This is a genomic window from Caballeronia sp. (assembly GCF_028292365.1).
Classification (GTDB): domain Bacteria; phylum Pseudomonadota; class Gammaproteobacteria; order Burkholderiales; family Burkholderiaceae; genus Caballeronia.
Window position 1 is genome coordinate 1 of record NZ_JAQGMM010000075.1, and the last position, 5027, is coordinate 5027.

3 protein-coding genes are annotated in these 5027 nt (G+C 63.5%); 2 read left to right on the forward strand and 1 reads right to left on the reverse strand.

Features of this window, described 5'->3' with window-relative positions; all coding sequences use genetic code 11:
- Positions 1–2331 (forward strand): EAL domain-containing protein (locus tag JWR14_RS04430; protein WP_299702001.1); only part of this gene is annotated, 2331 nt, incomplete at its 5' end.
- A 94-nt stretch (positions 2332–2425) separates the two neighbouring features.
- Positions 2426–3382 (forward strand): aldo/keto reductase, encoded by a 957-nt coding sequence (locus tag JWR14_RS04435; protein WP_299702003.1) that lies wholly within the window; start codon positions 2426–2428, stop codon positions 3380–3382.
- 54 nt (positions 3383–3436) lie between these two features.
- On the opposite strand, the gene JWR14_RS04440 is transcribed toward JWR14_RS04435, so the two are convergent.
- Positions 3437–5027: FUSC family protein (locus tag JWR14_RS04440; RefSeq protein WP_299702006.1), on the reverse strand; the 1591-nt coding region annotated here is incomplete at its 5' end.

Sequence of the window (5027 nt, forward strand, 5' to 3'; positions counted from 1 at the left end):
TATTACGTCGATGTGATCGATACCTGCGCGCTCGAATGCACGATGTACGACACCCTCGATCCGTCACGCCTGTCGCTGACGGGCCAGGTGCTGACCACGGGCCAGCCGATGCTCATCGACAGCGCCGGGATCCGCGCCGCAGAGCAGGAAAACCGCTTCTTTTGCGTGGGAGATTGCCCTGAATTCTGGATGGGCGCGCCGCTCAAGAACGCCTCCGACGAAGTCTTCGGCATGATCGCCATGCAGGTGTACGACGTCTCGCGAATCTACAGTGTGGAGGACCGCGCGCTTTTCCTGGTCGTCGCCCGCCACGTGGCAATGGCGCTCGACCGGATCCTTCATCGGGACGATCTTGAAGAAACGGTATCGCGCCGGACTGCTGAGTTATCCGAACTAAACCGCGCGTTGAGGCAGGAGATTGCAGAACGCAAACGCGCCGAACACCTGCAGGGGGCGTTGTTCCAGATCGCTGAATTGTCGAGCCGGCATGGCGACATGATGGAGTTTTTCCAGAGCCTGCACGGGATTGTCGGCGAGTTGCTGTATGCGCAAAACTTCTACATCGCGCTGGTCGACAGTACAACGGAGACTGTGTCCTTTCCTTATTACGTTGACGAACTGCTGAACGAGCATCCCACACCACGACGTAACCGGCGCGGGCTGACCGAGTATGTGATCGGGCAACGCCGTCCCTGCCTGATCGACCTCGCTGAAGCCACGCGTCTGGTCGACAGCGGCGAAATAGAACGCTCGGGCGAGAGCATCAAGCTGCGTTCGTGGCTGGGCATTCCGCTGTTCGACGGCGACGTCGTGCGCGGTGTGCTTGCCGTGCAAAGCTATTCCACCCGCGTGCGTTACTCGCTGCGCGACCAGGAACTGCTGACGTTCGTCTCGCGCCATATCGATACCGCCCTCTCGCGACGCAGCGCCGCCGAAGCCCTGCATGCGGCCAACCATGAGCTTGAGGAGCGCGTGCAGAACCGCACGCGCGAGCTCGATCTCGCCAACGCCCGGTTGCAGCACGAAAACTCGCACGACGCACTGACCGGACTACCGAACCGCAGCCACTTGCTGCAGCGGCTGAGCGAGGCGTGGCTCGATCATCATGGCGAAGGCGAGCAACTGGCCGTGATGTTCATCGACCTCGACCGCTTCAAGGTGGTGAACGACAGTCTCGGTCATCACTTCGGCGACCTTCTGCTGATTCAGGCAGCAGCCCGCCTGCGTAGCTGCCTGCGCGACGACGACCTGCTCGCGCGCCTCGGCGGCGACGAGTTCGCGGTGCTGTCGCCGGGTGCACCTCTGGATACCGCCGTGGCGATCGCCGAGCGGATCCTGGCGGCGTTCGACTTGCCGTTTCACATAGACGACCACGTGGTGTTTTCGTCGTGCAGCATTGGTATTGTCAGTCCCGACAGCCAGTTTCACAGTGAGCCGGCCGATCTCCTGCGCGACGCCGATACCGCGATGTATCGCGTAAAGAACGGCGGCCGCGACAGTTTTGTCGTGTTCAACCATGCGCTGCGTCGCGAGGTGTCGGATCAGGTCGAACGCGAAGGCGCATTGCGAAATGCGCTCAAGCGCGAAGACGAACTGGTGCCGTATTTTCAGCCTATTGTTTGCGTGAACAGCGGCCAGCTCGTGGCGCTGGAAGCGTTGATCCGATGGCGCCAGCCCGACGGCCGCGTCATCACGCCGGGCGAGTTCCTGCCGGCGGTAGAGGGCTTGCGCCTGATCGGGCGGCTTGATCTCTACATGCTCACTCGCGTCGCGGTGATCCTTGCGCAGCCACAACACACTGACTGGCCGCCGGTGCATGTGAACTGTTCGAGCTACAGCATGACGCGCCCGGAGTTCGCCGACGAGGTCCTCGCGTTGCTCGCCCGTCACGGCGTCGCGCCATCGCGGATCTGTCTCGAACTGACTGAAGGCGCGCTGGTTGCCGAGCCCGACCTGGCCAGGCGTTCAATGCAGCGTCTCGCCGATCACGGCATGTCGGTCGTACTCGATGACTTCGGCGCTGGATTTTCGTCCCTGAGCTATGTGCATCAGTACCGCTTCAGCGGCCTGAAAATCGACCAGTCGTTTATCTTCGAGCTGACTACCAGCCCGCGCAGCCGCGCGATCGTACGGGCAATCGTGCGGATGGCGGAGTCGCTGGACCTGACGCTCGTGGCGGAAGGCGTGGAAGACGCAGCCACGCTCGCGGTGCTGCGCGAGATGGGTGCTGCGCAGGCGCAGGGGTATTACTTCGCCCAGCCCATGCCACTGGAGGAGCTCTTGCTGACCACGCTCGCGCCGCGCTTGCAGGTGCTGACTCAAGAGCCTTGAGCGCTTGATCACTTGCTCGCCCGGTGGCGCGCTCACAACGCAGCTTGGTGACTTCGCCTATCCTGTGAGCTGATCCGTCACGGCGAGACTGCCCATGCGCTCCCCTTCCGCCGACGCCCGTCGTCGGCGCATCCTCCTTGCCGCCGGCAGCGCGTTGCTGCCTCTGCGCCTGCCCACGGCCTACGCGCAAACGCCCGCCCCGGCCGTGCCGCTGCCGCTGCCGTCGACACACATGAACACGCGCCCTATTCCGTCCACGGGCGAAGCATTGCCGGTGGTCGGTTGCGGCACCTGGCGCACCTTCGATGTCGGCGACAATCTCCAGGCGCAGGCCGCGCTCGCCGACGTGCTGCGAATTCTCTTCGACAACGGCGGCTCGGTCATCGATTCATCGCCGATGTACGGATCCTCGGAAGCGGTCGCCGGGGCGGTGCTGACGCGCATCGGCGGGCATGGCCGCGCGTTTGTGGCGACCAAGGTATGGACCGAAGGCCGCGAAGCGGGCATTGCACAAATGGAAGAGTCGATGCGGCGTCTTCAACAACCGCATATCGACCTGATGCAGGTTCACAATCTGCTCGATTGGCGCACCCAGCTCGCCACGCTGCGTGAATGGAAAGCGCAGGGCCGGATTCGCTATCTCGGCATCACGCATTACACGTCGGGCGCGTTTGCCGATGTGGAAGCCGTGATGCGCTCGGAGACACTCGACTTTGTCCAGATCAACTACGCTGCCGATGACCGCGCCGCCGAAGAACGCTTGCTGCCGCTCGCAAGGGAACGCGGGATTGGGGTGATCGTGAACCAGCCGTTCGGCGGTGGGGGTTTGCTGGGCAAACTCAAAGGACAGCCGGTGCCGGAATGGGGCAAGGAGATTGGGTGCACGACCTGGGCGCAACTGTTGCTCAAGTTCGTGCTCTCGCATCCCGCGGTGACCTGCGTGATTCCCGGCACGGGGCGGCCTGAATATATGCGCGACAACGTACGGGCCGGATTCGGTAGTTATCCGGATCAATCGATGAGACAGCGCATTGCGGCAGCGGTCGCTTAATGCATTGACGCGGCAGGCTTTGTTGTCAATGACCTCGTTGTGCGACCCCGAGCGCTAGCGAGCAGCAACCAACTCCCGCGCAACGGTCGCGTCCGAGCCCCGCGTATCCCGCCCCGACCGCGCCACAAACAACGCCAACGCTCCGGCGAGACGAGCGCGGGCTTCATCGGTCGCCACAACCGCCGCGCCGCGCGCCGTCTCCCGCGCCAACTCACGCGCCGCCTGCACGCAGGCGAACAATGGCCCGACAGCAAGTTCCATCTGCGTATTCCAAGCGAACACACGCTGCGTTTGCAACGGCCGCAATGCAATGCGCAACTCATGCCAGCGCCGGTCGAGCGCGCGCATGGCCGCGAGCGGATCAAGTCCAGGTCCATCACCGCTCGAAGTGCAAACGCGCAAGACCTCGTCGAGCGCATCAAGCACGCCGGCCACCTTGACATCGACGTGATGCGACGTGCGCAGCGGCATCATCGATACCGCTACGACTATGGACACAACGCAGCCAACGAACACTTCCTCCACGCGCATCTCGATCAGCGGTCCAATAGCAAAGCCCAACTCACCATAGACCAGCCCAACCAGCACGGTGATGAAAAACACGCCCTGCCCATACAAGGTCAGGATGAAGTACGCCCATCCGAACACGCACGCAGCCATCGCGGCAACCAACAGCCACGGCATGCCATGAAACGCGCCCACGAGCGCTGCACTGACGGCCACGCCCGCGAGCGTGCCAAGCACGCGTTCGCCGGTCTTGCGGATCGTGTCGCCGCGCGAACGTGTACCGAGGAACACAACGAAAGTCGTAATGACCGCCCAGAACCATCGCTCCGGCGACACCGAATGACCAATCAGCATCGCGATCAGCGCGGCCGTTGTCGCGCGGCACGCAGGCAGCCAGGAAAGCGCATCGCGCCAAACGAGCACAGCGCCGGCTGGCCGCTTCACGCCTGTCTTCGCTACGCGTGCGGTCGACGCCGCCGCGTCACGGCTCGCACGCGACAAACGCCGAAGGGCAAGCCGCAAACGAACATCGCTTCGATCAAGCCGGCTCGAATCCACAGCATGCTGGCCCGCCGCAACCTCGACATCGATCAGGCACGCCCGCAGTCGCTGCGCGCCCGGAAGATCGAGCAAGCCAAGCTGCTCTTCAACAGCGAGCGCCGCTTCGTTCAACAGCGACAAATGACGCAGGGCGTCAGGCTCATCGGCCCGACGGTCAGCAAGTACAGCCGTGGCACGCTGCATCACCGCGGTCAGCGCGCGACGTAAGGTGACCTCAGGCCGCGTCGGCACCAGCACGCGACCGGTGAACGCCACGCAGGCGAGCGCGATCGTCGACAACCCGAGCATCGTGAACACATGCGCGAATTCTGGATGAAGATAAAGCCCTAGGTAAAACGAAACAACTGCCGTCATCGCGCAACCAAGTGCGCGCGGACCGCATGCCTGCACCAGCATCGCCGCGAACAGTACGGCAAGGAACGCGGCGTCCGCCACGAGCGGCCACGCCGCCAGCGTGCTCGCCGCGATCAGGCTCGCCGCTCCCGCGCCATAGATAACAGCAAGTGAGCCGAACCAGCCACGCTGCGTGGCATCGCGGAGAAATAGCGGCGCGACCATTGCGAACAGCAACGCAAAC

Excerpts from the sequence above, each read along its gene's own strand:
- JWR14_RS04435 (WP_299702003.1), top strand. The coding sequence starts at position 2,426 with ATGCGCTCCCCTTCCGCCGACGCCCGTCGTCGGCGCATCCTCCTTGCC.